At 61.3% G+C, this 25,005-nt stretch carries 31 protein-coding genes and 2 pseudogenes; 8 read left to right on the forward strand and 25 right to left on the reverse strand.

The window, feature by feature from the left end; all coding sequences use genetic code 11:
* The coding region (locus ABWI03_RS31875; RefSeq protein WP_353804549.1) for a vitamin B12 dependent-methionine synthase activation domain-containing protein at positions 1-2,034 on the forward strand (2,034 nt) is incomplete at its 5' end.
* A 30-nt stretch (positions 2,035-2,064) separates the two neighbouring features.
* Here ABWI03_RS31875 and ABWI03_RS31880 read toward each other — a convergent pair.
* Positions 2,065-3,213, reverse strand: a pseudogene (locus tag ABWI03_RS31880) (PucR family transcriptional regulator); the annotation flags it as partial.
* 107 nt (positions 3,214-3,320) lie between these two features.
* On the opposite strand from ABWI03_RS31880, the gene ABWI03_RS31885 reads away from it, so the two are divergent.
* Positions 3,321-4,313: a 5-oxoprolinase subunit B family protein gene (locus ABWI03_RS31885; RefSeq protein WP_003945282.1), complete on the forward strand. Its 993-nt coding sequence runs from the start codon at positions 3,321-3,323 to the stop codon at positions 4,311-4,313.
* A gap of 107 nt (positions 4,314-4,420) precedes the next feature.
* On the forward strand, positions 4,421-4,549 hold the full coding sequence (locus tag ABWI03_RS31890) for a hypothetical protein (RefSeq protein WP_232509034.1): 129 nt from the start codon (positions 4,421-4,423) through the stop codon (positions 4,547-4,549).
* A gap of 641 nt (positions 4,550-5,190) precedes the next feature.
* Here ABWI03_RS31890 and ABWI03_RS34240 read toward each other — a convergent pair.
* Positions 5,191-5,622 (reverse strand): annotated as a pseudogene (locus ABWI03_RS34240) (NB-ARC domain-containing protein); the annotation flags it as partial.
* An 870-nt stretch (positions 5,623-6,492) separates the two neighbouring features.
* Positions 6,493-6,738 carry a hypothetical protein gene (locus ABWI03_RS31900; protein WP_003945288.1) on the reverse strand — a complete coding sequence of 82 codons (246 nt, stop codon included), beginning with the start codon at positions 6,736-6,738 and terminating at the stop codon, positions 6,493-6,495.
* A 74-nt stretch (positions 6,739-6,812) separates the two neighbouring features.
* Between ABWI03_RS31900 and ABWI03_RS31905 the strand changes: the two genes are divergently transcribed.
* Both ABWI03_RS31905 and ABWI03_RS31910 read left to right on the forward strand, forming a co-directional pair.
* Positions 6,813-7,097 (forward strand): DUF427 domain-containing protein, encoded by a 285-nt coding sequence (locus ABWI03_RS31905; RefSeq protein ID WP_080552827.1) that lies wholly within the window; start codon positions 6,813-6,815, stop codon positions 7,095-7,097.
* Between the two features lie 1,157 nt (positions 7,098-8,254).
* Positions 8,255-9,142: a VPGUxxT family thioredoxin-like (seleno)protein, type 2 gene (locus ABWI03_RS31910; RefSeq protein WP_003945285.1), complete on the forward strand. Its 888-nt coding sequence runs from the start codon at positions 8,255-8,257 to the stop codon at positions 9,140-9,142.
* Positions 9,143-9,575: 433 nt separating this feature from the next.
* Here the strand turns inward: ABWI03_RS31910 and ABWI03_RS31915 are convergent, their stop codons facing one another.
* Genes ABWI03_RS31915 through ABWI03_RS31925 form a run of 3 tightly spaced genes read right to left on the reverse strand, consistent with a single transcriptional unit; the run spans position 9,576 to position 10,316 of the window.
* Positions 9,576-9,725 carry a hypothetical protein gene (locus tag ABWI03_RS31915; protein ID WP_003945287.1) on the reverse strand — a complete coding sequence of 50 codons (150 nt, stop codon included), beginning with the start codon at positions 9,723-9,725 and terminating at the stop codon, positions 9,576-9,578.
* Complete coding sequence (locus ABWI03_RS31920; protein WP_037132057.1) at positions 9,718-10,059, reverse strand: hypothetical protein; 342 nt, start codon at positions 10,057-10,059, stop codon at positions 9,718-9,720. Before ABWI03_RS31920 ends, ABWI03_RS31915 begins: the two co-directional genes overlap by 8 nt.
* Positions 10,056-10,316 (reverse strand): WhiB family transcriptional regulator, encoded by a 261-nt coding sequence (locus tag ABWI03_RS31925; RefSeq protein WP_003945293.1) that lies wholly within the window; start codon positions 10,314-10,316, stop codon positions 10,056-10,058. The genes ABWI03_RS31920 and ABWI03_RS31925 overlap by 4 nt, the downstream gene beginning before the upstream one ends.
* Before the next feature lie 309 nt (positions 10,317-10,625).
* Here ABWI03_RS31925 and ABWI03_RS31930 point away from each other — a divergent pair, with 309 nt between their 5' ends.
* On the forward strand, positions 10,626-11,267 hold the full coding sequence (locus tag ABWI03_RS31930) for a DUF6615 family protein (RefSeq protein WP_003945292.1): 642 nt from the start codon (positions 10,626-10,628) through the stop codon (positions 11,265-11,267).
* Positions 11,264-11,761 carry a hypothetical protein gene (locus ABWI03_RS31935; RefSeq protein WP_003945289.1) on the forward strand — a complete coding sequence of 166 codons (498 nt, stop codon included), beginning with the start codon at positions 11,264-11,266 and terminating at the stop codon, positions 11,759-11,761. The genes ABWI03_RS31930 and ABWI03_RS31935 overlap by 4 nt, the downstream gene beginning before the upstream one ends.
* A gap of 28 nt (positions 11,762-11,789) precedes the next feature.
* Here the strand turns inward: ABWI03_RS31935 and ABWI03_RS31940 are convergent, their stop codons facing one another.
* The 4 genes from ABWI03_RS31940 to ABWI03_RS31955 are packed head-to-tail and all read right to left on the reverse strand — an operon-like array spanning position 11,790 to position 14,219.
* Positions 11,790-12,518: a hypothetical protein gene (locus ABWI03_RS31940; RefSeq protein ID WP_298785391.1), complete on the reverse strand. Its 729-nt coding sequence runs from the start codon at positions 12,516-12,518 to the stop codon at positions 11,790-11,792.
* Entirely contained in the window at positions 12,515-13,387 is an 873-nt protein-coding gene (locus tag ABWI03_RS31945; RefSeq protein ID WP_298785399.1) for an RAMP superfamily CRISPR-associated protein, read from the reverse strand. The genes ABWI03_RS31940 and ABWI03_RS31945 overlap by 4 nt, the downstream gene beginning before the upstream one ends.
* Positions 13,387-13,800 (reverse strand): hypothetical protein, encoded by a 414-nt coding sequence (locus ABWI03_RS31950; protein WP_298785405.1) that lies wholly within the window; start codon positions 13,798-13,800, stop codon positions 13,387-13,389. Before ABWI03_RS31950 ends, ABWI03_RS31945 begins: the two co-directional genes overlap by 1 nt.
* On the reverse strand, positions 13,797-14,219 hold the full coding sequence (locus tag ABWI03_RS31955) for a hypothetical protein (RefSeq protein WP_298785414.1): 423 nt from the start codon (positions 14,217-14,219) through the stop codon (positions 13,797-13,799). Before ABWI03_RS31955 ends, ABWI03_RS31950 begins: the two co-directional genes overlap by 4 nt.
* A gap of 399 nt (positions 14,220-14,618) precedes the next feature.
* On the opposite strand from ABWI03_RS31955, the gene ABWI03_RS31960 reads away from it, so the two are divergent.
* Positions 14,619-15,473 (forward strand): phosphoadenosine phosphosulfate reductase domain-containing protein, encoded by an 855-nt coding sequence (locus ABWI03_RS31960; protein ID WP_003941564.1) that lies wholly within the window; start codon positions 14,619-14,621, stop codon positions 15,471-15,473.
* A 106-nt stretch (positions 15,474-15,579) separates the two neighbouring features.
* Here ABWI03_RS31960 and ABWI03_RS31965 read toward each other — a convergent pair whose 3' ends face one another.
* The 15 genes from ABWI03_RS31965 to ABWI03_RS32035 all read right to left on the reverse strand — a co-directional run bounded on the left by ABWI03_RS31965 (position 15,580) and on the right by ABWI03_RS32035 (position 25,004).
* Complete coding sequence (locus ABWI03_RS31965; RefSeq protein WP_003941561.1) at positions 15,580-15,747, reverse strand: hypothetical protein; 168 nt, start codon at positions 15,745-15,747, stop codon at positions 15,580-15,582.
* 363 nt (positions 15,748-16,110) lie between these two features.
* Positions 16,111-16,482, reverse strand: a complete 372-nt coding sequence (locus ABWI03_RS31970; protein WP_229757323.1) for a hypothetical protein — start codon at positions 16,480-16,482, stop codon at positions 16,111-16,113.
* Positions 16,483-16,786: 304 nt separating this feature from the next.
* Positions 16,787-17,734: a C40 family peptidase gene (locus ABWI03_RS31975; RefSeq protein ID WP_011331664.1), complete on the reverse strand. Its 948-nt coding sequence runs from the start codon at positions 17,732-17,734 to the stop codon at positions 16,787-16,789.
* Positions 17,735-17,921: 187 nt separating this feature from the next.
* Positions 17,922-18,296, reverse strand: coding sequence for a hypothetical protein (locus ABWI03_RS31980; protein WP_011331666.1), 375 nt, complete (start codon positions 18,294-18,296; stop codon positions 17,922-17,924).
* Between the two features lie 193 nt (positions 18,297-18,489).
* A complete protein-coding gene (locus ABWI03_RS31985; protein WP_011331667.1) occupies positions 18,490-18,885 on the reverse strand; it encodes a hypothetical protein in 396 nt (131 codons plus the stop codon).
* Between the two features lie 91 nt (positions 18,886-18,976).
* Positions 18,977-19,900, reverse strand: a complete 924-nt coding sequence (locus tag ABWI03_RS31990) for a hypothetical protein (RefSeq protein WP_003941825.1) — start codon at positions 19,898-19,900, stop codon at positions 18,977-18,979.
* Positions 19,897-20,280, reverse strand: a complete 384-nt coding sequence (locus ABWI03_RS31995; protein ID WP_003941821.1) for a hypothetical protein — start codon at positions 20,278-20,280, stop codon at positions 19,897-19,899. Before ABWI03_RS31995 ends, ABWI03_RS31990 begins: the two co-directional genes overlap by 4 nt.
* 21 nt (positions 20,281-20,301) lie before the next feature.
* Positions 20,302-20,619, reverse strand: a complete 318-nt coding sequence (locus ABWI03_RS32000; protein ID WP_148209137.1) for a hypothetical protein — start codon at positions 20,617-20,619, stop codon at positions 20,302-20,304.
* Between the two features lie 116 nt (positions 20,620-20,735).
* Positions 20,736-21,047: a hypothetical protein gene (locus tag ABWI03_RS32005; RefSeq protein ID WP_003941809.1), complete on the reverse strand. Its 312-nt coding sequence runs from the start codon at positions 21,045-21,047 to the stop codon at positions 20,736-20,738.
* 120 nt (positions 21,048-21,167) lie between these two features.
* The gene (locus tag ABWI03_RS32010) at positions 21,168-21,311 is read right to left on the reverse strand and encodes a hypothetical protein (RefSeq protein WP_003941815.1); all 144 of its coding nucleotides are present in this window, start codon (positions 21,309-21,311) and stop codon (positions 21,168-21,170) included.
* 218 nt (positions 21,312-21,529) lie between these two features.
* Positions 21,530-22,282 carry an HNH endonuclease family protein gene (locus ABWI03_RS32015; protein ID WP_011331669.1) on the reverse strand — a complete coding sequence of 251 codons (753 nt, stop codon included), beginning with the start codon at positions 22,280-22,282 and terminating at the stop codon, positions 21,530-21,532.
* Positions 22,279-22,572: a hypothetical protein gene (locus ABWI03_RS32020; RefSeq protein ID WP_003941812.1), complete on the reverse strand. Its 294-nt coding sequence runs from the start codon at positions 22,570-22,572 to the stop codon at positions 22,279-22,281. Before ABWI03_RS32020 ends, ABWI03_RS32015 begins: the two co-directional genes overlap by 4 nt.
* Before the next feature lie 322 nt (positions 22,573-22,894).
* The gene (locus ABWI03_RS32025) at positions 22,895-23,062 is read right to left on the reverse strand and encodes a hypothetical protein (protein WP_157770399.1); all 168 of its coding nucleotides are present in this window, start codon (positions 23,060-23,062) and stop codon (positions 22,895-22,897) included.
* Positions 23,059-23,958, reverse strand: a complete 900-nt coding sequence (locus ABWI03_RS32030) for a hypothetical protein (RefSeq protein ID WP_209923493.1) — start codon at positions 23,956-23,958, stop codon at positions 23,059-23,061. Before ABWI03_RS32030 ends, ABWI03_RS32025 begins: the two co-directional genes overlap by 4 nt.
* On the reverse strand, positions 23,958-25,004 hold the full coding sequence (locus tag ABWI03_RS32035; RefSeq protein WP_209923491.1) for a hypothetical protein: 1,047 nt from the start codon (positions 25,002-25,004) through the stop codon (positions 23,958-23,960). The genes ABWI03_RS32030 and ABWI03_RS32035 overlap by 1 nt, the downstream gene beginning before the upstream one ends.
* Position 25,005: the final 1 nt, after the last annotated feature.

The raw sequence follows: 25,005 nt of genomic DNA on the forward strand, positions 1-25,005 counted from the left end.
ATCTCCACCGGTCAGGAAGAGGTGCGACGCGACGGCATCGAGACCATCGAAGCGATCCGTCAGCTCAAGGCTGCGTACCCGGAACTGCACTTCACCCTGGGTATCTCGAACATTTCGTTCGGTTTGAACCCGGCGGCACGGCAGGTCCTCAACTCGGTGTTCCTGCACGAGTGCACCGAGGCCGGTCTGGACACGGCGATCGTTCACGCGTCCAAGATTCTGCCGATGGCGCGAATTCCGGACGAGCAGCGTGAAACCGCACTCGACCTGGTCTACGACCGTCGTAGCGAGGGCTACGACCCGCTGCAGAAGCTGATGGCTCTGTTCGAGGGTGTCTCGGCTGCGTCGGCGCGCGAGTCCCGTGCGCAGGAACTCGCCGGACTTCCGTTGTTCGACCGGCTCGAGCGTCGCATCGTCGACGGCGAGCGCAACGGCCTCGACGACGATCTCACCGAAGCGATGACGGTCAAGTCCCCGATCGAAATCATCAACGAGACACTGCTTTCGGGCATGAAGACCGTCGGTGAACTGTTCGGTTCCGGACAGATGCAGTTGCCGTTCGTTCTGCAGTCCGCCGAGGTCATGAAGGCAGCAGTTGCGTTCCTCGAGCCGCACATGGAAGCGACGGACGACGACGGCAAGGGTCGCCTCGTCATTGCGACGGTCAAGGGCGACGTCCACGATATCGGCAAGAACCTTGTCGACATCATCTTGAGTAACAACGGTTACGACGTCGTGAACCTCGGCATCAAGCAGCCCATCGCGACCATTCTCGATGCTGCGATCGAGCACAAGGCCGATGTCATCGGCATGTCCGGACTGCTCGTGAAGTCGACAGTGGTCATGAAGGACAACCTCAAGGAACTGAACTCTCGCGGTGTCTCGGAACAGTTCCCGGTTTTGCTGGGTGGTGCCGCGCTGACGCGTTCGTACGTCGAGAACGATCTGCAGGAGGTGTACGAGGGCGACGTCAGCTATGCCCGCGATGCTTTCGAGGGTCTGAACTTGATGGACCAGATCATGACGACCAAGCGCGGCGGCGGCCCGGCGCCGGACAGCCCGGAGGCCATCGCTGCTCGCGAGAAGGCTGCCGAGCGTAAGGCTCGTCACGAGCGTTCCAAGCGCATCGCCGAAAAGCGTAAAGCTGCAGCGGTTCCCGTCGTCCTGCCGGAGCGTTCCGATGTCGCTACCGACATTGCGGTGCCGACACCGCCGTTCTGGGGCTCGCGCATCGTCAAGGGAATCTCTCTGTCCGAGTACTCGGGGCTGCTCGACGAGCGCGCTCTCTTCCTCGGCCAGTGGGGCCTTCGCGGTCAGCGCAAGGGCGACGGTCCGACGTACGAGGAACTGGTCGAGTCGGAAGGCCGTCCGCGGCTCCGGTACTGGCTCGATCGGCTGACGTCCGAGGGCATCCTCGCGCACGCCGCGGTTGTGTACGGCTACTTCCCGGCGATCTCGGAGGGCGACGACGTCATCGTGCTCACCGAACCGAAACCGGATGCACCTGAACGGTTCCGGTTCACCTACCCGCGTCAGCACCGCGACCGTTTCCTGTGCATCGCTGACTTCGTGCGCTCGCGTAAGGAAGCAGAAGCGACCGGCCAGGTGGACGTTCTTCCGTTCCAGTTGGTGACGATGGGTCAGCCGATCGCGGACTTCGCCAACGAGTTGTTCGCGTCGAACTCGTACCGTGATTACCTCGAAGTTCACGGAATCGGCGTCCAACTCACGGAATCTCTGGCCGAGTACTGGCATCGACGCGTTCGTGAAGAGCTTGTGCTTCCCGAGGGGCATACCGTCGCGGAGCAGGACCCGACCGAGGTTGCCGGCTACTTCGATCTCGAGTACCGCGGCGCTCGTTACTCGTTCGGATACGGCGCGTGCCCGGACCTCGAGGATCGTGCCAAGTTGGTGGCGTTGCTCGAACCCGAGCGAATCGGCGTCGAATTGTCCGAGGAACTGCAGCTGCATCCAGAGCAGTCCACGGACGCTTTTGTCCTGCACCACCCGGAAGCAAAGTATTTCAATGTCTGAACTGTCATCTGGATACAGTTGAAGTGCGAACCAGAGTTCAGCTCGAACCTTTGGATCATCCAGATCACATCCGAGTGCGTTGGCAACTCGACTCATTCTGTAGCGCAGTGTATGCCGATGAATCCCTAACATCCCGGCCGAAGCGTCGGCTTGCCCGTTTTTCGCAAGGTAGACACGAAGCGTTCGAGTGAAATCTACTTTCGAGCTTTGATCGAGTTTCCTTACCGGCGCCAGGGTCTCCCGCGCCCATACTCGGACTTGATATCCGCGAAGATGCCTGAGCAGCCCTGCCTCCGAAATATCCCTTGCCTCGTGCAGCTTCCCCGGAACATCGGGTGCAGCACGAAAGACTCGCTGAACCTGTCGCCATGACTCAGGTAAATGGTCGACGTCGACGGGCTCACTAACTGATCCTCTGCCATAGGGAACCTGTCGAAGAACCGCCTGAAGGGTGCGCAGGTCACCCTCAGCACTTGGAAGGATGATTCCGACTTGCCCTGAATCCCGCTGGGCCGTCACGGTATCGACCCGGCGTAACGCCGGATCCTCTTCTGCTATTTCGAGTAATTCGACCTCAAAACGGCGTGGTGCGCCCAGTAGCGCCACTCGGACGTGCCCCTCGGGAATCGGCACCCGAAGAATGCTGCTCATCTGACGAGCAATCCCTGAATGCCCACTCAACATCAGTTCTAAGATCGCGCGTCGGTTGTTCCGCAATTCTTGACGTTCTTCGTCTGTCCGCCTGAGATGTTCGCTCAGCAGGAGCACGGCCGTATCGACGAGGGAGGTTTCAATGGCGGCCAGAGTGGTGGACCTACCCAGTGTCAGGTAGCCGCGAGTCTGCCCCGGAATTCGCAGTGACCGAATAGATACCGATTGGTCCGGCATGTTGATCGACATCGCCGCGTTTCGAGTGAGTCGGGCTAAGCGAGGTAACTCCGCCTGAACGAGTCCCAGATGGGCACGGGCAGCTTCCGGACTGGCAGCACGGAGATCGCCTGTCTCGCTCAGAAGCAAGACCCACCCACCTATCGATCCGACGAGGGATTCGAGGATGTGCCGAGCACCCAGTGTCGCAACGGAGGCTTGAACGAGATCTCGGTGAGCACGCGCGGTAGCTTCGACGGAGTCAGCGATTTGTCCCGCCGCTCGTGATGCTCGAACCAGTCGTTCCGGCATCGAACCTCTCTACCTGCATGTTTCCGCGCGACCAAGAAGTGCTATTGCACTATCTTCGCGCCGGAGCAGTATGGAGTAAAGATATCCGAGCATCATCTGGAAGAACAATGGCCCACTCTCACGCTCTCCTGCGGGCGCAGACGTCGAACTCTGCCAGGCCTGCTATGCAGATCCTGCAGGCCGGAGACCATCAAGTACTGATGCAGTACGGCGCCAACGAGATGGATATAAAACTGAACTTTAGAGCACAAGCACTGCAACAAGCGCTATCGGGTGAACCTGTCGCCGGAATCCGTGAAACCGCAGTCGGCTTCCGGTCAGTGCTGATCACCTTCGACCCATCCAGTATCTCCCGAACCAGCCTTCTCGACGAACTCGTCGAACGTGAAGAATCAGTGCCGAATCTTGATTCGCTCGTACTTCAAAGTCGAACGGTCACTATGCCAATCGCTTTCGACGACGCGATGACCCGTGCAGCAGTGGAGCGCTATCGCATCAGCGTCCGTAGTGACGCGCCGAATGTTCGCGACGGCGACAACATCGACTACATCGTCCACTGCAATGGACTACTCAGCAGAGAGGACTTTTACGACACGTTCACGGAAGCTACCTGGTGGACGGCATTTATTGGCTACTTTCCTGGCCTGCCATTCCTATATTCACTCGATCCATGCACACAGCTGTCGGCTCCGAAATACAACCCGGCGAGAATGTGGACTGCCGAAGGATGCCTCGCCCTTGGAGGTCCGTGTGTGGCGATCTATCCCATGTCTGTCCCCGGCAGCTACCAATTGTTCGGACGCACACTGCCAGTTTGGAATCGCGTATTCTCCGCCGATCCCGCCGACGACGTACCGGCACCCGCTGCCGCCAGATCGAACGTCCTTCGGACCGCCGACCGAGTGAATTTTTCCCGAGTTAGCGAGCCGGAGCTGTTGGCCATGCGATTGGAAGTCTTCGAAGGTACGTACTCCTACCCCGCGGCGCACGACAACTTCGTAGTCTCCGAATACCTGAAAGGTATTGCACCACTGACTTCCGTTGCAGAATCGATCGCGGGCAAACGGCACATTGCGGCGAGTCGAGCCGAGATCCCGTGAGCCCTCATCCCGCACTAGAGATCATTGAACCTGGAATGCAGACGACCGTCCAAGCGTGGCCCGGCAGGCAAGGTCTGACCGGCCTCGGGTACTCCGATGCCGGCCCCATGGACCACCTTTCCTTCCGAATCGCGAATATCCTTGTAGGCAACCCTGCCGGCCTACCGGCGTTAGAAGTTCCCCGCGTCGCGATATCGGTGGCGTTTCTCGTCGACACCAGGAACCAATCGCGGTGACGCCGGCTCAGAGAATCCCACGTCTGGTCATCGCCGAAGCGATCCATCACGTATTGCCTCGACGTCTCGCTGAGCCGGTATCGCGCAACCCGCCCTTCGACATCTGGGATCACAATCGATTTCTCGACCAGCCCAGCGATGAGGTCGACCAACTCTTGCTGAAGGACGATTGTGGAGCAGATCGACTCTGCCGCATCGAGATCGAATGATCCCTCGAATATCGCCAGTCTGCTCCACAAAGCTTGCTCAGATGCGAAGCACGGGTCAAAACTCCAGCCAGGACACGTAGAGAGCGTCTGGTGTCGGGCTGGCCCTGCCCTGTTACCTAGCGACATCAGTCTGTACCGACCAGTCAGGCGCTGGAGAATCTGTTCGGCGGTCATCACCCGCAACCGACCGGCCGCTGATTCGATAGCGAGAGGTAGCCCCTCCAATGTGTTGCAAATCTGCGCGACGGCAGATTGATTGCTCGCGGTAATTTCGAAGTCCGGCATCACAGTTGCGGCCCGCTCCACGAACAATCTCACCGCGTCGTACTGGAACAGTCCCCTCAGTACCGTTCCGTGATCCTCTCGCGGCGTCGGCAAGGGCAGAATGGCAAGTACACCCTCGCCCACAATTCCGAGCGTCTGGCGACTCGTCGTCAGAATGCGTAGGTGCGGACAACGCTTGAGCAAGACTACGCATAATTCCGAGATGGCAACCACTGAAGCTTCACAACAATCGAAAACGAGTAGGACGCGGCGATCAAATAGATGGTCGATGAGTTCTGCCTCTGCGGTGTCCGCGGCCAGGACGAGCCCGAAAATATCCGCGACGGCCAAGACAATGGCCGATTTTTCACGGTGGCCGCTGAGTTCTACCAGCCATACCCCGTCATCGAATGCGCGCGCTACCTGACCAGCCACTTGCTGCGCGATACGAGACTTTCCCACCCCGCCTTCTCCTGTAAGCGTCGTCAATCGACTGAGTGACAGCAGTCTCTTGGTTTCGGAGACCTCGACGCGCCGCCCCACGAAGCTGGTGATTTCATTGGGCAGATTTCCCAGTCTGGACTCGGTAGTCGTCGACATTCGAAGGCCATCTCACTTCTCAAATTCAGGCAAGTTCGTCCACGCGTCGGACGTCGCATTGCAGAACTTACGTGCTTGGCTGATGACAGTGCCATCTAGCGAGCCGCGCCCGATACTCTCCCGATGGCGCAATTCCGACAGGCTCATTGGCCAAACTGCGCAGCAGCCCAGTAACTTGCGGGGATGGGTCACTCGATAACGTGGCTATCGGTGACAGAATGAGACTCCACTGTCCAACCTCGGCAACGTGCGTGCTAATTGGGCACCTCGCGTACGCCGAATGAAATGCTCTGGTTACATGGACGACTTCGTGATCCTTCCAGATCCCTGCTGTGGCAACGGGCTTCGATCTCGGCGCGGCTGCTCTGGACTCCCGCGACGAGTTTAGACACTCACTGTGCGTTCGGCGCCGCGGGATTTCCGACCCCGCCCGCCCCGTCAGCAACGGAGCGGGCGGGCGCGGCGGTGACGGGACCGGGCCGGAAGGGACAGCAAAATCCGACGACGAGGCAGTAATGCGCATGACGAATCAAACCTTTCCTGGAAAAGCTCTCTGAACTGGCTATTTACCTACTTCCGGCCGGTGCCGGCGTTATTCCTCTGCGCCTGCTATGAGTACGTTCAACGGCACTTCGCGGGCGGGAAGGGCCGGGCGTCTGCCCCGTCGAAAGCCAGGACCGCCGACTTCGGTAGAGCCGCCAGTACCGGCCACCAGCACGCATCGTGTGCGGTGACACCGCCCCGGCATCAATGCCCGCGCCGCCGCATCCTCGCCGGTACGGGCGACCACGCTCGCCACCCGGTCCGGCGCGGGAGAAGTTCCGGTCAACACCTACTGCGCGTACCGCAACAGGTCACCGCTCACCGCGTTCACGCGCCACCGACCGGGATCTGCACACGCGACGCCCGCTCCGGGTTCCGCGCCAGCGCACCGTCGTTACCGATCCCGCGCACACCGGATGCGCCCGCGCCGGCCGATCCGGCCGCAGCGTATCCCCGTCCGTCAACACGACCACCATGTGCGGGGCAGGACGGGCCGCGTTCGCGGACCCACAGATCCGTACCGCCGCCGCCCACCAGCGCCAATCGGCCACCGACCGCACCGCCTGCGCTCATCGCAGGTGAGATCCATGCGGTACGGCCCTATGTATGCTTTATTCAAACCCTGAACATTTGCACGAGAGGAAAAAATGCCAAGAGCGATACTTGATGGCACAGTGCTCGCTGAGTCTCCCAACACGGTTGTGATCGAGGGGAACCACTACTTCCCAGACGAATCGGTCAACCACGAGCATCTAACTGGCACCGCCACCGAAACCGTTTGCTACTGGAAAGGAACTGCGAGATACTACTCCGCAGTAGTTTCCGAAACCGTATTCCGAGATATTGCCTGGTATTATCCTGACCCATCCCAGGAAGCTGCTTCGATTAAGAATTACGTTGCATTCGGGCGTCCTGTTCAGGTTGAATTGTAGCTCTCGAATTTCTCGCCGATCGAGTCGATTTACCGGGCGGTCCCTATAATTCCTGTATAACAGCCGCGGTGGCGCAGGTCCAGTAAGCTCCCCGTGAATGAGCACCGCGTGGAGGACGCCTCAGCAGCATCGGTAGACCATTGCGTCGTTGTTTCTTGCCTTTGACTCGTTTGCGGTTGCAGTAAGCACGGCTAGCCGGGCGTGCAACGCCGGCAACGCGGAGAGGAATATCGCGCGTATGATCCTACGTTTGTCGGAACAGACGGGGGTGTTCCCCGCCGACCCTGATACTCGCACCGTCATCATCGATGCAATGCCGGCATAAGCCGTGAGGTGTCCTCGGTAGGGCGGAGCCATCGCCGACTTCGAGGATCCAGCCGATTGAAAGCGTTCATCAAGATCGATGCCCAGATCAGTGCTGCGGTCTGCTCAGTGTCGACTGCGTGGATGCTTTGCGGAGGTGGTTTCGGGGCGCTGTCCCGAGTACCGGGCACCGGGCGAAACCATCAGAGCGAACGATCAGGCGGGCGGTGCCGTGTCGGAGGGGACCGCGTCTGGGGCGACACGGCCGCCCCCACGAGCAAGATGGTGCAATTCGGAAGTGATTGTTGCAAGCGGTGTTGAAATAGCCGCGCGGACAACGATCGATGTGGTTAAGCGCGGTGAGCAACTTACGTCGATGCAGTTCCCGTCTTGTCAGGGCTTCCGTTACGGGCATGGCATTTCTCCTACTTGTGGATTCGGTGTCCGTGGCTCGGAGTGACTGAACTACTGCCTCGCATCACGGTTGCCGTACTGGCCGGGGGCCGTCGGGTCCGGCCGCACCCGCGAGATGGAACCTATCGTCAGCGGGAATTGGTGTGGCATCGAAAACGCCGGAGTCACCCGCTAATCTGCGGGGCGATGAAAAAGCCGAGGAATCATAGCGTCCAATGAACGCGGGACGCCTCTTAGTTCGGGGCGCTGGATCTGCTGGACGGCGCCGAGGCAGTCACCATCGTGGTGCGCGAACCACGCCGCACGGCCGAGGTTCGCACAGCGCGCAGCAGTTGAAGCAGGGTTCGCCAGTGAGTCGCCCGGCGCGCGGCGCCATTGGAATACGCAGCGAACTGCCTCCGTTCTACTCTTTGGGAAACCACAGACCAAAGGCGGCGACGATGACAGCAGTTCCCCGTTTCACGACCGATGCGCACGGCGGCAACGATTACAGCTATCTCGAGCATGCCGAGCTTGGCGATGTGCGGTGGCACCGTGACTTCGGTGCGGCCCTGACCGAGGCGAGGGAACGGAACTTGCCGGTGTTCCTCCTTTTCCAGGAGATTCCCGGATGCCCTACCTGTGTGAACTTCGGGCAGCATGTGCTGGCGCAGGCACTCATGGTCGAAATGATCGAGTCGCACTTCGTTCCGCTTGCTATCTACAACAACCGGGCTGGTCCGGATGCCGAGATTCTCCGACAATTCAACGAGCCAGCGTGGAACAACCCAGTGGTGCACTTCCTATCCCCCGACGGGGAAAGTCTGGTACCCAAGTTGACCAATCGCTACGACCTGATTTCGCTGCACGACAAGATCACCGGCACACTGGAGCAAGCGGGAATATCCGTTCCAAAGTGGTTTACGCTGTTCCGTGGCGATCTGCTCATCGAGTCCGGAATCGCGGAGCAACTGCGATATGAAACTCCCTGTTTCTGGTCTGGCGAGACCAGTCTGGCTCAGTTTCCCGGCGTGATCTCAACAGACGCCGGGTGGGTTGGGGGTGAGGAAGTCGTCGAAATCTACTTCGACCCCGCTCAGACCAGCACCGAGGAGCTCAACCGCCTGTCCCTGCCTGAGGTGTTCCGGCGTACGGATAAGCGGCCGTTCCGGCTGGATGACCAGCCACAGTTTTATCTCGCGAAGACCCAATGGCGGTCCGTTCCGATGACTAGAGCGCAGCGCACAAAGATCAATCTCGAGGTGGCTTACGCTCGAGATCCGTCACCATACTTGAGCCCGCGACAGCTCCAGGCGCTGGATGAGTCTATGCCGGACCGCCGACCGTGACCTTATCGGCTATCGGCGACCTCGTAAGGCGTTGCGATGGACACGGAAGCATCGGGGGAAGAGCCTGCAGGCGACAAGAACGCGGTTCTTGTGCAGACCGGTGAGCTGCTCGCGCAGTGCGATCGGGGCGGTGACGATTAGGGCGTTGACGACCTTGGCGCGGCCCGGACGGCTCCGGTTCGGTGGCACACAGAATGTGGAGGCTTCGATGTCGGCGTCCTCGGTTTCGGTTCTCTGAGGTCGTCGCGGGCGAGGACCAATGCCGCGGCTCCTGCCGCGTCGGCGGCGTCAGTTTGCCGTGCCGGGGCGCGGCGTTGCCGGTTGGAACAATCCCACGGTGCGGTCTACATCGCCGGGATCATGCGCTCTGACCACTCGCGAAGGGCAACAACTTCGCGCAGTTCGATGTCGAAAAGCGTGAGCTGCGAGTCGTTCATCGCATTTCCTGGATCAACTCTGCTGCAGGCCCGAGCGCTTCGTCTTCGTCGGTCGCATTCTTTGCCCCTCGAAGGGCAACGGTGAGGCCCGCAACACCCAACAGGCATGTCATCGAGGCACCTGCCATGAACAGAAGATCACCCACGCGAGGTACCGATTTCGCTTGCTGGACGGATCCACGAAATCCACGCCTCATGCTCGTCTGCGTGCAGCGGAACAGAACCCGGATCATCCGGGTGAGCGTCCGCCCACGCTGATTGTTCGGCCACAAGATCCGCCACCGTCGCCCACCTTTTCGAGGTACAAGGCGGATTCACAACAGCCGCTTTGGCGAGCGCTCGGCGGGTAGCCCCACTGAGACTGAGCAGCTCAGTGCCGCAAATCCCTCGATCCCAGATGTACCGAGCGAGTTTGATGGAATCGGCATACCTCGCGGCCTCCGCGTACGAGGTATGGGTGAAGTCCACGTGGGTGGTCACTGTTGCACCCGCGAATAGCGACGGCGCCGCTCCGAGGCGGTCAACCCACCCCAGACACCGAAACGCTCGTCGTTCGCCAATGCGAATGCCAAGCAGTCGACACGAACGTCGCATCCTGCGCAGACTCGCTTCGCCGGACGGACCGCTTCTCCCGGTTCAGGAAAGAATGCTTCGGGATCAGTGCGTTGGCACACTGCCCGCTCCTGCCAATCGACATTCCCAGCGGTATCGCTTGGGTGAATCTCGGTGATGGTCATCGAAACCACGACTCCTCTACACATCGGCCTCTCGGATTGATGGGCGAACGGTAGCGAGGGACCTGGACTGCTTGAACCGAAGCAGAGGGGCCACCCTGCCTTTTCGAAACTTCACACGGTGGAAGCGAAGCGCAGTTCTACCCGATCAGTGCATTTCTGGGCACTTCTAGCGACTGCACAACCACCGGTAGATTCCTAAGCTCGCCTACAGACATGCGATCCTCTGACGCCGGCAACCCTTGTCCGGCGGCCCAACCAACCGACGGGATACACGTGCCAATTCCAACTTCTTCCACGCCTGGCCCAGTCATGACGCAACTCGCAACAGCGCTGTTCAAAAATGCACACCGCGCCGGCCAAAACTTCACGGATGGAGAGCTCCACAACATCCGCCAAGGTGAAGAAGGAACCACGGAACGGATCTTGCTGGACTTCGCGAAAACCCTTCCCGACCTCCACGTCGGAGCCTTCACCCGCAGAGAGGAATCCCGCTACGGTGCGGACTGGAAATGGTGGATCTCGGACGGCTCGAACAAATGGTTTCACCTCGTCATCCAAGCCAAGAAGCTTCAAACACCCAAAGCGCACGCGGCCGGGAAATACAAGATCAAACACACCGTTCGATCCACTGGCATGCAGCAGATCGACCTACTCGACCTCTACGCCCGAAAGAGCGGAGCGCATAGCCTCTATGCGCTCTACAACCTCGCCGCTCGCGGCGTCCGGTACAGCGACCACACATGCTGCCTCGGCCCCTCCGGCGACCGAATCACTGCTGTCAGCGCAGATGTATTTCTCAAGCGGTTCCCACGTACCAAGGGTCTAGTCGATGATGTCTCCCTAGCCGCGATCCGCGAATACGCAATTCCCTGGTCATGTTTGGCAGACGGTCGGGTCCCCACAGACCCCCGGCCCCCAAAGACCCTTGGGACGGAGGGCCTAACCCGTTGACTCCCACACAATTTGCACAGTGGGTGACAACCCGCCTCAACCACGGCGCCCTGAGCGCATTCAACTCGGACAGCGCGGCATATTCGATGCTCGTCAACTCCGCAACACTGAAAACCCTTGCGCACGGCCGCGAGTGGGTTCAGCGAACCTATCGCGGCTACCTCAACGCGTGGACGAGCACAGCGGACGAGATGGCACCCGACGAGCGGAAGGACGCTTGGATGACCAGTTTCCTATCTGAACTCGAATATTCCGACGTATTTTTCGCCCATCAGCCCATCAGGATCTTCGACCGCGCCGACCTCCCTCCCTACGTTTCCGCCGTCCTCAGCAACGAACCGATCCCCGAAGACGTCCGGCACCCCTCCTCCCGATTGGGTGCGGCTCCCAAACACGTCCTCACACTCATCGCACCACCCCCAGACCAGCCGGCCGAGCCTCGCCCAGTGAGTCGCAAAATTCGACCAATACCACCTGTGACCCGTTTCGAGTAACAAACCACCAGCCCGCCTTCGAACACCGCTACCGCGGCAGGTGAAGTTCGCGCATCCGCGCCGGGTGCATGTACGGCGGACGAACACCAGCCAACCCGAACCCCGAGGTGACCGGCATGTCTCGCGAGGCCGCCACACATGCGGCCGGTGTCGTGCGTCCCAGCGTCCCGTCGGCGTGCTCATGCGAGAACTCCCACGGATCCTCGCCTGCGCGGTTCTCGAACTCCCACCGCAGAACACGCCCCTCCCCGTGCGCACGCTTCTTCCCGATCACATCGAGACCGGACAATATCGCCGCGACAGCCGTCAGATCACCCACACCGCGCCAGGTGACAGTTCGCGAGTTGGTGATCATCAACGGCATGTACCTCGCCCGGTAGCGGCCCTGCCGATCCGAGATCACTGCCGGCACGCTCGACGCGAGTTCCTCGAGCCCTCGGTGATCAGTTCTGCTCGCCCAGTACCGCACCACCGGATCCCCGGCCGGGTCTTCGGGGAACGAACACGTCGCGCACCAATGCCAGTCCGCACCCGCCAGAGTGCAGCGCGCGAGCGGCAATTCGAGATCCGGCGGGGTCGCCTCCGGTGAGAGCGCCGGCACGTATTCGCCGCGGTCGAGGGCGCCTGCTTTGTGGTCGGCCCACAGTTCCGCGGCGAGGATGCCGTCCAAGGCGATCCCCCAGGGGCTTGCATGTGCCAACCCGGACGAGAGATGGGCCCTGACCAGGAAGGGAGCGAAAGCGGTGTCTGCGTTCATGTCAGCCACCCCAATGCCTCGATCACGTCTTCTCGTAGCGGTTCCAGTTCCGCTCGCCAGTCCGCGACCTGCGGGCCGGGGCCCGTCAAGACGGTCAGCTCCGACTCGGCGCGGACTCGCCCGTGCCCGATCGCGCTGCGCCCACCCAGGAAGCCGTCTCGCGAGAATCGTTCCCACACGTCACTGAAGAAGGCGATGTCGCGGTCGGTTGCCCGGTCCACCCTCAGAAATGTTTCGAAATGTGTTCCTGCGGGCAATGTCTCGACCTCGAAGCGCATCAACATCGACGTCTGGTGCACCGAAGTTCCCGAACCGGCGCCCGCGTCGAGGGGTTCGGGGAAGAATTTGGTGCCGGCGTCGTCGAAGCGGCTGTAACTTTCCAGGGACATGAGCTCGAACTGCGACATCAGCACTCCCGGGTAGGGCCTGCTCATGATCGATTCTGTTTCTTTCACTCGGGGAACGACTTTGCCGACTTTGAGACATCCGTCGATCGGCGGCGCACCGCCTCCGTTTCCTCCGAACAGACTGATCGGCGGGACCAACTCGCGCAGGCGCTGACGCCTGCGGCCGGTCAGTGAGTCGCCGGCGACTTTGCTCAGGTTGCCGCCGTTGCGCAGTGCGTGCGCCGCGGAGAGAGGTATCTGTCTTTCGTAGCCGATCACATCGCGGAACAACTCCTCGGCGGTGCGTCGCAATGCTCCCCGCAGCGAGTTCCCCGACACGACCGGTACCAGCACTTTCCTCCCGTCGGGCTGCAGGATCGGTTCGCGGCGAAACAGTGTCGTCGTCGTTTCCGACTCCTCGCCTTTCTGCGAGATCGACGACAGGGCAGTCAGTTCGACATCCCATCTCACGGTAGAGCGCATCAGCTGACCTTCCTCGCGGCGCGGGCAGCGGCAACTGATTCGGCCACGATGCGGGTCCGCAGGACATAGGCCGTGGGACGCTCCCGCAGCAGTGTCAGGACCGGCTCCGATTCGGCGCGCAGAAGAGCGGCCAACTCCAGCCGTTCGTCGGTTGTTCGCGGCTCGGATTCGAGCGAACGTGAGACAACCGACCACCAACGATCGAGGTCGGCTCCTCCGACATAAGTGGCGACGCGGACTCGGTTCGGCAAATGCTGCGTCCAGTACGTCGCCCGGCGCCGGCCCACCCACGAATCCCAGTCCACGCCGTAGTGCAACAGCAACAGCAGTCGCTCGGCCACGTTCTCCACACCGTGCAGCTGTGGGAGGCCTGCGGGAGCGGCAGCGAGCCAGCGGTCGGTCGGCGTGCTCATGCGTGCGCCTTGCTGCGAGGCGGTGTGGTGGCCAACAGCGCCAACGCCCACCATCGGTCGACGTGGCGGTACGGGGACAGGTGATCCCAGTCCTCGAAGATCGCCGGCCACCGACGCGCCGGCACTGTGCGTAGCACTGCATACGGGGCTGCGCTCTCGCCGAGCATGCGTTCGCCGAAGCCGTGAGAGCGCAGTCGGCGCATCGCGGCAGCTGCTGCGACATCGCGATCCGACCACGGCAAGCAGGTGTCTTCGACAGCAACGGCACCCCATCGGGCGTGCGGCAGGATGTGTTTGCGGGCCGGGCGACGCAACGGCACCACCAGCGCGATCTCCGACGTCAACGGTGCCGACAAGGTCCGGGCCAGGCGCGGCTGCGTCAGTTCGGTCATCGCCGGCGCGGTGGTGATCAGATGCATTCGGGTTCGCAGCTCCGAGGTCTGATACGCCCACCGGCACGGTGTGCAGAGACCTTTCTCTGCCGGAGCCTTCCACGAGTCGAATGCGGTGAAGGTCCGTGAGATCGCCGACCGCGCGGGCTCGATCGGTGTGTCGGCCTTCGCGCAGCGCGCACACCGTCCCCTCTGCAGTGAGTCCTTCTCAGATGAACGATTCGTCGATGCGAACGCCGCCTCTACGACCTCCACGCACGAGGTCACCTCCTGTAGTTTTTCTTTCATCACGCTCGTCCTCCTGTGCAGGTGCCCCGAGTCGGATCGGCTTCGAGGCCTTACATACACAGGAAGATCCGCCCGACGGGCCGCGTGTGACAACAACGCCAGAAATACTCATCGAGCACCCAGGGAAGCGGCAGAGATATGAGTGGCACCCCTCGCGCGGACGGGCTCGATCTGACCACACTGCGCGCACTGCGGCGCCCGCGCCCGAACCTGGCCGCGATCAAAGAGCGCATCGAGGAACACCTCGACAATCACGACGGATATCTCGCCTTCTCCGGCGGCAAAGATTCACTCGTCGCCCTGCACCTGACCACAGCGGTCGAGCCGAACATTCCTGTCGTCTTCTTCGATTCAGGGCTCGAATACCCACAGACCTACGAGTACATCGCCGACCTCGCCGACGCATGGAACCTCAATCTCGAAGTGCACCGAGCCGACCCACCCCTGCTGACCGTCCTCGCGGACTCCGGCGAATGGGATCACCACCTGCCCACACGAGCGACGACGCGAGCGCTCCGCGACATTCTCATCGGAGCACCCTCACGCGCGGCACATCAGACTCACGGATCGGGCGAGATCTGGGGTGTACGTGCCGACGAATCAGCGAAAGGGACCGGACGCTGGTCGATGTACTACAACGCTCTCCGCGTCCGAGTTACCGAAGAATGCGTCGACTGCTGCACCACAGCAGCGCAGCAGCGACTCACACATGGCGGCGCCCTCGACCGAGCCGATGGCACACACGTTTTCGGGCCGGTCTGGGACTGGAGTAGCGAGGACATCTGGTCGCACATCGCCGCGCACGACCTTCCCGTCAACCCCGTCTACGACAAGCTCCGCCGCCTCGGCACGCCCGAGCAGCATCTACGGGTCTCACACATCCTTGACGGAGCGTTCCTCGAGCGCGGCCGCATCACCAGACTCAGACGCGGATGGCCGGCGCTTTTCGAAGAGCTAGCACGAGTCCTCCCTCGGATCCGTGAATTCGTCTGACCTCGAACCACATACGATCGAAGACAGGCCTGTCTTCAGCAGTATTGGGCTGCGCCCAAACAGTTTTCACCTGTCGAGAGGGAAGCTCCACGAATCCCTCAGCGATTTAGTTGTAATGGACCTCGACACCGGAGGCCGCCAGCGTCGCATAAACCAGGGCGTGCGTCGCAAAAACATTCGCTCGATCCACGTCCTTTTCGATCGCGTTGTCCGATAGTTCGGAGTAGTGCAAAGCTCGGATAGCCCACGTCGTCGAATCCTTGACTGTAGCCATGAGATTGCGCTCCTAAAATTGGTGGGTTCGTGTTGACCCGCTAAACCTTTCACACATGTGCAGCCGTCCGCGACCCCAGTTTGCAACTAGGCGTTGCCCTCTCACTACGGAGACAAAAACAGCAGCAGGTCGCCACCTCGACCAATCTCGTGGGGAATCTTCCCTCACAAGATCAGGACCGCCGATTGTGCTGCGGTCTAGGTCGGTGTGGCGACCTGCTGCTCGTCGCACATTCGAGATTAGCCGAGGGCTACGACACACCGATCAGAAAGGGTGCGACGGCGGGCTGCTTTCTCACGCTTTTGCGGCGCAGCGACGAGTCCCGATGTAGACGGACCCGGGGGTACACGTGGTGTGCGTTTTTTAGGCCGAGCTGTCGTGCGCGGGATTCTGTTCGGACGTTTGGGGTGCATTCGCGGCGGCCGTGTTTTCTGCCGGCGCCGACGAGGATCGCTTACTCGACGCTGCGGCCTTCTTCTTTTTCGGTGCGCTGTATCCCATAGCGGCGAGTTCCTTGACGGTCCACCCGCCCGCGAGCGCGCGTTCATGGGCGAGGCGGATCGTGTCCTCTGCCTCAACCCGTGCCGCGTCGATGGCAGCAAGCTCAGCTTCCGCCTCGCCGATGGCACCGACGAGAGCGACTCTCGTTGCAATCGCCTCCTGCGCCAACGATTCTGCGGCCTTGCGTGCTGTCTCCAGCGCCTTCTTGTGGCTTGACGGCGTTGTCGCGGTCATGGCAGTGGTATCTCCTTCACTCGAGGTTGTGCTCGCATCAATCTCAGCGGTGCTCTGTTGAGGTTCTCCGCTGTCGTTACGCAAATCGTAGTGGCCTGCGGCTGTGCTGTCGGGTGCGCCGTCCGTCACTGTCATCCCCTCCCACTGTGAGTGAGCGCAGACGCCGCTGCAGGCCCCCACTGAATCAATAGCGTCGTCAGCGCCGCCGGGATCAGGGCGGCGGCCCCGACACCACTGAGCGTCGAAACACTGCGACCTGGCCGCTCGGCCCGGCAGTTACTCACAGTGGAAGATAGGTCCGTCATCAGAGGAACCTGGCCGGGATCATGTCCGAACGGACTGCGCTGATCTGCACCAATTGACCGGTCTGAGGTGCCTCGATCATCTTGCCCTCGCCGAGATAGATCGCGACATGATTGGCGCCGTCAGCCTGCCAATTCCCGAACAGCAGGTCACCCGGCTGTGCCTGGCTCATCGGAATCTGGTGTCCGGCGCGGAACTGCTCCTGCGACGTCCGAGGCAGCACCTTGGTTCCGCCGCTTCCGATGAAGTACGCGAAGCGGCTCAGTCCGGAGCAGTCGTAACCGGCGATCGGGCCGCCCGTTCCATCACCCATCGACGGACCGGTCAACAAACCGCCGCCCCACTGGTAGGGAAGCCCGAGTGCCCGCATCGCAGCTTCGATGACAGCGCGAGCGAACTCAACATTGCGAGGAAGGTTGGGATCGAACTTCAGATCCGGCACCGCCGACGGTGCGAACAGGCCTGTGAGCGAGGGTATCCCGGCAGCGTTAGATGGTTGTGCGCTGAACACGGAGGGCAGAAGCGCAGGCCCTCCGGCAGGTGTCGTGTCATTTGCCGATGCGTCTTCGACAGCGGATCCGTTCGGCGCCGAGCCGGCCGGCGGAACCGAGTCCGGTCCGGGAGCAGGAAGGGCGACGTCGGGGATCAGAGCCTGTGCCTGCGGCGGGAGGATCTCTTGTATCTGCGCCGCAGCGTCTTTCAGTTCCGGGGGTAGCGCACTTTCCGCCTCGGACTGCCACGCAGGAGGAATCTGCTCCTGCAGCTGCGTCAGGGCAGTTGTTGCCTGGTCCAGGTACGGCTGCGGATCTGGAATGAACTGGGAGGCAGCCGGTGCCTGTTCCTCGACTACCGAGGTGATGGTGTCGGTGATGACTGGCTCTACGCCAGCTCCCTGCGCTGCCGATGCGCCGGCTACTGCGACGCCGACGATGAGTGATGCGATGTCCATGATGTCTTCCTTTGCCGGATGTTGGTGCGGCCGAGGGGAACAACTGTCTCGATGACCGCGGGGACTTTCAGTGCGATCCGGACAGTAGAGACGGACCTGGACAGCTCAGGTGCCTGCAAGCAATCGACGAACATAAGACCAAGGTCAACGACCTTCCCTGGCGAGCGCTCCGACGGCTCTTTTTCTTTCACCCGAGTAACTCGTACCCGAGCCGGAGGTCCTCGTCGGAGACAACGATGAGGTCATCGTCGTGTGTGCGCACCAGCCATTGCCCACACGAGAGCGGTATCCAGTGCCCCTCGGAATAGACGGCAGCGAATGCACCGACGTCGACGAATCGCGCGTAAGTGAGAGAGCCGAGTTGCTCCCACACATCAGGGTCATCGGCGAGAGACACCAACCGGTATGCACCAATCGCCTTGTCGGGAGTCGAGAGATCCTTCCACGCGAATTCCGTGAGTTCGTCGAGCGTGGTGTTACCGGGAATCGCATGAATCGAGTGAGACACAGGAGCCTTCACCCCATCAACGGCACCTAGTGGCCGAATTTCAGTGATGCTCATGGAGTCCCTCCCTCGGATTCTCGAGGCCACGTCTGCGCCCTCACTGCAGCGCAATTCGAGCAGTAGTTCTCGTCGACGGAATGTGTCCACCCTGGCTCGATCGCGGATCTCACGACACTGCACGATGACAAGTAGTTCGCCGGAACTTCTCGAGTAGTTCCACACGCATCACAGTTCACGGTGATCGACATCGTCAATTGTCAACTCCCGGATTCACCAGATCTCCGCCAGTTGCCCCCACTGTCATGGTCTCTGGCTCCGGAGCAATGATGGTGACAGGAACTGCGCCGCGGATCCGCTCCTCAAATCTCAGGCAGAGCCGCGCGTACACCACCAACCCTGTTTCCGAGTTCGTCATAGTGCCACTGATCCACCGTTCGTCGATCCCGTCGATGATCTGTCTCAACGTCGGCCGACGTTCCCATTCTGCTTCGCGGGCGTACCGGTTGATCGCCGCGGCAATACGTTTAGGTTCGACGCCATGTCCGTAGATGCACACCGGTATCGCTGGATGAAAGTCGGGTGGAACGAGGAACCACTCTCTGAAAAGCCCGCGCAGCCTGCCCAGTGGGGTAATGGTGATTCGCACTCCGTAGTAGTGCTCACTGAAATTCTCGGGGCCGACTGGACTGAGGACATGCGTGCCCAGTTTCGCCTGACTCGTAGCGTGTCTTCCATGCTTAGCGATTTTCTCGACCACTTTCCCTCACTTCCGTTCTCTCACTTGCCTCGAAGCGGCCGGCGCAGTCTTCGAGGTCTGCAATCGTCTGCCACGCGTGCTCCCAATCCCCACCTTCGTGAGGGTCCAGTACTTCCACGGCGTTTCGTAGGGCTAGTGCAGCGACACTGAACGCTGACACTGCGGTACGGGCAACCGGCGAGTTGACGAGATCCCTGTACGGGATGTTCTGTCGCAGACGGCACCGGCGGCACAGGCGTCCGGCGATATCCGAGTCCAGCCCATCGTGGTACCAGTCCGGCGTGACGCACCGGCAGTGCGTCTTCACTTCTTCTGTAACGGCTGGCAGGGAGTTCGGGCAGGGTTTGTTGGTTCCGCCGCCGCCGGCCGGGTAGCGCTCGTGAATCGTGTTGTGAGACCCATTCAGTCCGAAGCAGATCGGGCACCGTGTTACCGCCTTCGCATTCGTCTCCTCTTCCGCAGGTTCGGCAGGGGCGGAACCATCTGAACCGCCGACATTGTCGGCGGTTGCCGTACCGATATCGGGACGCGCCTTGGCGGGTTCGGTTGCCAGGAACCGGGCGAGCAGACTGTGGGCGGCTTCTCGGCTGGCGATGTTGCCGTACTGAAGCGCGCAATTCGACACCTGTCGTATCTCTTCCGCCTCTTCAGTGGTGATGCGCCGGTGACCGTTGAGCTGTAGCCAGTAGAAGACAGCTTTCCCTGCTGCCAGGAAGAACTCGTCGGGCTCTGAGCCGTAGGGGACACCTTCACTGGCTTCGATCGCGACTCTTCCGATGTCGATCGCGAGTTCGTCTGCGGCTGTGAGGTTATCGGCGTCGAAACCTGTTGCCGGTTCCGCTGCGGGGGTGAGGGATCCGTTGCCGTGCTGGTGCGCGGTGGCGTCGGATGGGGTGGCAGTCATCTGTGGTGTCCCCTTTCGATGTGGGCCTTGTTCGTTCGCCTCACGTCAGCGGCAGCTGTCACCTTGTGGGTGTGTGGATGCAGCGACGTCGAGGAGTTCGACACGGCCGTGGTTGTGGTGCTGTGAAGGATCGCGAGCGTGGCACGGATATCGCGGGCTGCGGCGGCGAGGTGGGTGGTGATGTCCTGATTGTCGGCTTCGGCGGCGAGGAACAGTTCCAGCGCTTCTGGGTACGTTCTCGGGCCGGTGTAGAGCCCTCGGAGTTCTTCGCGTGCATCAGCTATCCCGGCGAGGGCATCGTCGAGGGCCGCGAGCATTGCTCGGAGTCGCCGTTCGGCCGGGTCGGGGAAAACTTGTGCGGCGCGGTATGTCTGAGTCATGAGCGGGATTCTCCTGTCGTGTCATGTCGCGTTTCGAGGACCGTTCGTACGTGTCAGGGGGCGGAATCGGTCCCGGGGGGTATGCCGATCGGTGGGCGGGAGGACCGCGACGATGTGGCTCTCTACCGACCGCCGGCGGCTCACTTGGATGTCTCCGGCGATCAGCTCGCGCATCCGATCTGCGATGTCGCTGTCGTCTTCGTAACCGCTGCAGAAGATTCTGTCGTCCGGGCCGCGTACGCCGCGCTCGGTGTCGAGGATCGTGTAGTACGGGACCCTGCGGAGGTTGAAGGGGCTGGTAAGGATCGCGAACCTGCCATCGCCGGATGTTGCTCGCACCCTCCACCATCGCCGGGACTCCGCGAATTGCACGCGGTGCCCCATTTCGAGCGCGGTTGCAGCGACCGAGAGTGATGAGCAGGGTGCGATTCGGTCGCCAACACTCGATTCATTGCTCACGACTGCGCCTCAGAGGACGTAGTGGGTAGGACATCAGGTGGAAGGGCGGCGAGTGCGGCGTGGATCTGTGCGGCGCGTTGGAGGGTGCCGCGGATGCCTTCGGGGTACGCAAATCCACGGGCGTCAAACGGGTCGGGTTGCAACGCAAGGATGGACACGCGCTCGGCGAGCGCGGCGTGCTCACTGCAGGTAAGGGATTTGAAGCGGCCCGGCGCCGGAATATCCCGCAGGGCGGATTCGAGGTGCAGCCAGGTTTCTTGGTTCGAATCCGCGGCGCCCTGTGTGTCTGTGCTGTCGATGCTCGTCATGGCTGAATTCCTTTTTTCCGAGAGGTTGGGATCGTTTCGTGACGGAGATTTCGAGATTGAAGCCGAACAACATCGAGAGTCCGTAAAAGTCGAATGCAGGACACCCGTTGCGCCTTGGGTTCAGGCGATAGGACCGGTGGTGAAGGTCAGGATCTCGGACAAACGGCCGGAGAACACGAGGTAGATGATGATTCCCAGTGCTACCGCACTGACCAGAACCGGGATGAAGGAGCCGAGTCGGATCTCCCCGGTCGACGGCTCCACTGATGCCGTTGCCGACGGCCACGCCGACTGTGATCAACGCGAAGAAGCCGAGAAAGTAGAGCCAGGCGCCGGTCACCACGCCTCCCGTGAGTGCGGCGCCTGCGGCGAAACCTATCGTCGCGATTGCCCGACTGAGGCGGGTTCGTCGTCTGCTTTCAAGGATTTCGTTCGACAAGCGGATGTGATCATCACCATCGGTAGAACTCATCTACTTCTCCTCATTTCTGTGCGCAGGCGGTGCGCGCCGCGCCGGCATCGGCGGAAGTGATCATCAGGTGATATTTCGCGGCCACGGTGAGATATTTGATGGCGTAGTCACAGTGGAATGCAGCGTTGGGGGGAAGCCAGGTGTCGAGGCCTTGATCTGACTTCGATTGGTTTGCTTTGCCTTGGGAGGCAAGCAAGTTGACGTCCGTGTCGTTGGCGAAGTTCACCCTTTGCTGCGGAGTCCAATTCGCTGCCCCCGCATCCCAGGCTCTCGAAAGTGCCACGACATGGTCGATCTGAATAGCCGAAGGATTGGACGTGGAGAACGCGATATCGGTTCCGGTGTACGGGTCGTGAAGCGTGCCGGCGATGACTTTGCAGTCGCGCGTTCCGGGTTTGAATGCGACATCTACAAGTTGAAGTTTCAGGACGTCATTGCGTGTGTCACAACCATTTCTGGCCAGAGGACCGTCGTACTTGTCGGTCCATGCGGTTCCGAAAACGCACCTTTCGCCTGTGCCGCAACCCCTTTCGTAACCAGGGATATTCGGCAACTTGTCGACGACAGTCACCGATCCGAGCAATTCGTCGAGGCGAGGTGTCGACTCGCCGGCCACTTCTGCGACCACGAGAGGTGCAGCAGGTGCACTCGTCTCCATTCCCGTCCAGGGGCCTCCCTGAGCAACCGCTGCGCACCCCGAGACCACGGTCATAAGAAGCCCCGCAGCGGCAACACACGTGGCGACCTTGCGCCTCATCATCATTCTTTCGTCTCTGCTGATGGCCACATCAATTCGGCGGCGTTAGGTGCGACGGATGAAAGACTGACTCTGCGGGCGAAATTCACGGCCACCTCGCTCGGATCCGCAGAAGGAACAAACGCGGGGTATTCGTCGAGCATCACGATCAGTCGACCGCTGTCTTCGTCACCTTGAGTTTCGGAGCTGTCCTGCTTTTCCTTTTCGGCCGCGTTTCGTGCTGCGGCGGCAGCTTCCCTGGCTCGTGCGGCGAGCGTGACGACAGTTGTATCGGGGGGTTCGATCGGCGTGGTCATGGTCTCCCTTTCCTGGCGAGCCGATGCGGTGCGTCCGGCATCGCCGCACGCTAACTCCGGACCTGGACTGGATGACGCCGTGCACGCACCTCCGTACAGAACCTGCAGCTCAGGCTCCTTTCATTTCGCCGTCAGCCCGGGAAATTCAGCCGGCGCTCGGGTGCACAAGTTTCAAGAGGCTGCCCCGATTCGGCACCGGCGAATGACAGGACTGGCCGAGTTGGTCGATCGCGTGAGGTAGTGTCGGCGGCACTGAGAATGCACCGGGTGAGTCGGGGGCACACCATGTGGTGGCCTCCGACTTTTCTTTTGTGTGCGTCCTTCAGTTCTCTTGCGCGCCGATATCGCGGACTGCGTCACCGGCTTTGTCGGGGCCAGCTTCTTCCGCTCGGCGGGTGTCGACGACTCGGAACTGTGCCGGGATCCCGAGAATGTCAGGATGAAATGTCAGGTCCGGCCGGCGACGGCGCGCCGTCTGGTCTTTGCTCATCGTTGTTCTCCTTCGGGTCTGTGATCGGTCAGTTGCACGATCAGGCGCTCGCCAGGTTGTTGTCCAGGTCGCTCGTACGGCGCGAAATGTGCACCCACCACGTCCAATTGGATTCCTCTCGGAAGCAAATGATGTGAGTTGTTCATCCGTGAAGACTGCCCGTAGTACATCCCCCGCTCTGTCGAGATCTCGAAGACGACATCTGTCGGGCGAGTGGTGGAATCGAGCTCGTGCAGCGAGTGCGTCGCTGCAGTGAACCGGTCGAAGGAAAGCACCGTGCCGGGTTGAAGCGTGGCAGGCAAGTCCGCCGGGTTGACCACAGCATGGGGAACGCTGACAGAGGTGTAGACGAGATGTCCGCGGCCGGATTCACGTTCGTACCGTTGAATAGCGCGGTCGACACGCTGCACCTGCTTACGCCTGCCGTCGTCGAGTTCAACGGCATCGCCGGCAACCGCAGACAGCGCGTTGTTCGTTTCCTTCCAGACGTTCGGATCCGACGTCAACGCCGACAGTGCGTTGTACTGCGCCTGCGGCATCGAATCGAGCACCTCCCGTTTGGTGGCAGAGCGTGCGTTTTTCTGCCGCGCGGACAGCGAGCGACGTAGTTCGATCGCCGCCGGCAGCTCTCGGCGCAACCTTTGGTTCTCGATCGGTGCCGGCGTCGGGCGTGGATAGGCCCGGTTGAGGTCTCGACTTGCGCGGGTGAGGCCGGGCAAGTTCTCTGTCGCATGGTCGAGTTCGCGTGCTCCGCTGCGAATGTCGCCGCGAGTGCTGTACGCGTGTTCCGAAATCAAGGCACCTTCTTTGCGGGTGGCGATGTCGCTCTCTCCCCGATCTGGGTCGAAGACGCCGTTACCGCGGTCCGGGCTGATCCTGTCGTGACTTCTCCCCATCAGTCCCGCTCCTCGAATTCGTAGAGCTCTCCGCGTAGCTCCGCCAACGCGGACTCTCGGGCGCGCCGAAGGTCTGTGAGGTCGGTCGCCAACTGACCTATCGCCGAAGCCGCCACATCATCGCCGGCCGAGTTGACCAGAAGGCCCTCGATGGTCCGGTCCCCGTCGTGAATCCTGTCGAGAGATTCGCCGGCAGTGATCGATTCCTGCAGCTCGAGCAGATGGCGACGATAGCTCCACAGCGCAGCTACACGTGTGAGCAGCGAACGCTCGACGCGCCCCAGCCACCGGCTGCTCACCAGGTGAGCTTCCCTCGCTGCGAGGGCTTGCGGGCTGCTACCCGCCGCCGGGGTTCCCAAAGTTGCTCGCACTGTGGCGAGTTCACCGGCATGCGCAAGAATTTCGGCGAGTTGCTCGTCGAGATTCAGGCGTATGCGACCTATGTCGAGATCCTCGCTTTCCCAGACAGGAACGGTGCGGATCTCGTCGACGAGTGCCGATGCCGCCAACGCCAACCGCAGCTCGACATGCGCTCCGCCCGCTGAGATCAACGTCTGCAGAGCTGTCACAGCGACGCCGATCTCGGTTTTGTCCTCCTCACTCAGGCGGAGTGGATCGCGGCGGGTCCACCACCACAACCCCACCGCCTCTATCCCTGCGGCGAGACCAATGCAGACCAGTAGTGCGACGAATGGGTTAGCCTGCGCAGTCACGCCGGCAAGAACCGGGACGAGTCCGATCAGAACTGGCGCGAGAAGAGCGAGCGGAATCTTCACCTCCTCACCGCCGGCGGTGCGACCGGTATGTACCGTCGTGCGCCACACATCGCGCCGAGGGTAGTAGTCGAGCGACGAATTGCCTTCCCATCCAGGCTCGTCGGCACTCCACGTCTGCTCACGCCTGAGCCCGACGATCTCCGCCGCGCGCTCGCTGAGCATCTGCTCCCACAACCGGTCGAGCGCGCACAAGAATTCTTCGCTCTCCGGGTCCACGTCGATGTCGGCGATCATGGACCGCACTGCGGTTGCTGCACTGTCTACGCTCACG

This window comes from Rhodococcus baikonurensis, assembly GCF_040489275.1.
Taxonomy (GTDB): Bacteria; Actinomycetota; Actinomycetes; order Mycobacteriales; family Mycobacteriaceae; genus Rhodococcus_F; species Rhodococcus_F baikonurensis.

What these genes read in the sequence shown, in the direction of transcription:
- ABWI03_RS31885 (WP_003945282.1), top strand. Translation starts at nt 3,321, where the DNA reads ATGGCCCACTCTCACGCTCTCCTGCGGGCGCAGACGTCGAACTCTGCC.
- ABWI03_RS31890 (WP_232509034.1), top strand. Translation starts at nt 4,421, where the DNA reads ATGGACCACCTTTCCTTCCGAATCGCGAATATCCTTGTAGGCAACCCT.
- ABWI03_RS31900 (WP_003945288.1), bottom strand. Translation starts at nt 6,738, where the DNA reads ATGAGCGCAGGCGGTGCGGTCGGTGGCCGATTGGCGCTGGTGGGCGGC.
- ABWI03_RS31905 (WP_080552827.1), top strand. Translation starts at nt 6,813, where the DNA reads ATGCCAAGAGCGATACTTGATGGCACAGTGCTCGCTGAGTCTCCCAAC.
- ABWI03_RS31910 (WP_003945285.1), top strand. Translation starts at nt 8,255, where the DNA reads ATGACAGCAGTTCCCCGTTTCACGACCGATGCGCACGGCGGCAACGAT.
- ABWI03_RS31925 (WP_003945293.1), bottom strand. Translation starts at nt 10,316, where the DNA reads ATGACCATCACCGAGATTCACCCAAGCGATACCGCTGGGAATGTCGAT.
- ABWI03_RS31930 (WP_003945292.1), top strand. Translation starts at nt 10,626, where the DNA reads ATGACGCAACTCGCAACAGCGCTGTTCAAAAATGCACACCGCGCCGGC.
- ABWI03_RS31940 (WP_298785391.1), bottom strand. Translation starts at nt 12,518, where the DNA reads ATGAACGCAGACACCGCTTTCGCTCCCTTCCTGGTCAGGGCCCATCTC.
- ABWI03_RS31945 (WP_298785399.1), bottom strand. Translation starts at nt 13,387, where the DNA reads ATGCGCTCTACCGTGAGATGGGATGTCGAACTGACTGCCCTGTCGTCG.
- ABWI03_RS31950 (WP_298785405.1), bottom strand. Translation starts at nt 13,800, where the DNA reads ATGAGCACGCCGACCGACCGCTGGCTCGCTGCCGCTCCCGCAGGCCTC.
- ABWI03_RS31955 (WP_298785414.1), bottom strand. Translation starts at nt 14,219, where the DNA reads ATGCATCTGATCACCACCGCGCCGGCGATGACCGAACTGACGCAGCCG.
- ABWI03_RS31960 (WP_003941564.1), top strand. Translation starts at nt 14,619, where the DNA reads ATGAGTGGCACCCCTCGCGCGGACGGGCTCGATCTGACCACACTGCGC.
- ABWI03_RS31965 (WP_003941561.1), bottom strand. Translation starts at nt 15,747, where the DNA reads ATGGCTACAGTCAAGGATTCGACGACGTGGGCTATCCGAGCTTTGCAC.
- ABWI03_RS31970 (WP_229757323.1), bottom strand. Translation starts at nt 16,482, where the DNA reads ATGACCGCGACAACGCCGTCAAGCCACAAGAAGGCGCTGGAGACAGCA.
- ABWI03_RS31975 (WP_011331664.1), bottom strand. Translation starts at nt 17,734, where the DNA reads ATGGACATCGCATCACTCATCGTCGGCGTCGCAGTAGCCGGCGCATCG.
- ABWI03_RS31980 (WP_011331666.1), bottom strand. Translation starts at nt 18,296, where the DNA reads ATGAGCATCACTGAAATTCGGCCACTAGGTGCCGTTGATGGGGTGAAG.
- ABWI03_RS31990 (WP_003941825.1), bottom strand. Translation starts at nt 19,900, where the DNA reads ATGACTGCCACCCCATCCGACGCCACCGCGCACCAGCACGGCAACGGA.
- ABWI03_RS31995 (WP_003941821.1), bottom strand. Translation starts at nt 20,280, where the DNA reads ATGACTCAGACATACCGCGCCGCACAAGTTTTCCCCGACCCGGCCGAA.
- ABWI03_RS32005 (WP_003941809.1), bottom strand. Translation starts at nt 21,047, where the DNA reads ATGACGAGCATCGACAGCACAGACACACAGGGCGCCGCGGATTCGAAC.
- ABWI03_RS32015 (WP_011331669.1), bottom strand. Translation starts at nt 22,282, where the DNA reads ATGATGATGAGGCGCAAGGTCGCCACGTGTGTTGCCGCTGCGGGGCTT.
- ABWI03_RS32020 (WP_003941812.1), bottom strand. Translation starts at nt 22,572, where the DNA reads ATGACCACGCCGATCGAACCCCCCGATACAACTGTCGTCACGCTCGCC.
- ABWI03_RS32025 (WP_157770399.1), bottom strand. Translation starts at nt 23,062, where the DNA reads ATGAGCAAAGACCAGACGGCGCGCCGTCGCCGGCCGGACCTGACATTT.
- ABWI03_RS32030 (WP_209923493.1), bottom strand. Translation starts at nt 23,958, where the DNA reads ATGGGGAGAAGTCACGACAGGATCAGCCCGGACCGCGGTAACGGCGTC.